The sequence below is a fragment of the Mesorhizobium sp. M3A.F.Ca.ET.175.01.1.1 genome, assembly GCF_004791945.1.
Taxonomy (GTDB): domain Bacteria; phylum Pseudomonadota; class Alphaproteobacteria; order Rhizobiales; family Rhizobiaceae; genus Mesorhizobium.
Window position 1 is genome coordinate 1 of sequence record NZ_SRTP01000394.1, and the last position, 287, is coordinate 287.

Sequence of the window (287 nt, forward strand, 5' to 3'; positions counted from 1 at the left end):
GAGGAACCGTCGCTATCCAGTCCTCGCCGTCGGGGGCGGGGCCGAGAAGTTTTCTGAGCGATGCGATCTGCACAGACAGGTTACCCTCCTCTACCGCCGTCCCCGGCCACGCCGCATTGATCAGCTCGGATTTGCTGAGCACTTCGCCAGGTCGCTCCACCAGCGCCTCAAGCAGGAGCAGCGCGCGGTAGCCGACGGGAATCGGAATCTTTTTCCGGAGCAGGGTTCCTGTCTCTGCATTCAGGACGAAAGGGCCGAAGACGAAACGACATCCTTGCATACGACGG

1 protein-coding gene is annotated in these 287 nt (G+C 61.7%); it reads right to left on the reverse strand.

Annotated elements, in window-relative coordinates; genetic code table 11:
• The coding region (locus EN818_RS32130; protein ID WP_245521450.1) for a winged helix-turn-helix domain-containing protein at nt 1-287 on the reverse strand (287 nt) is incomplete at both ends.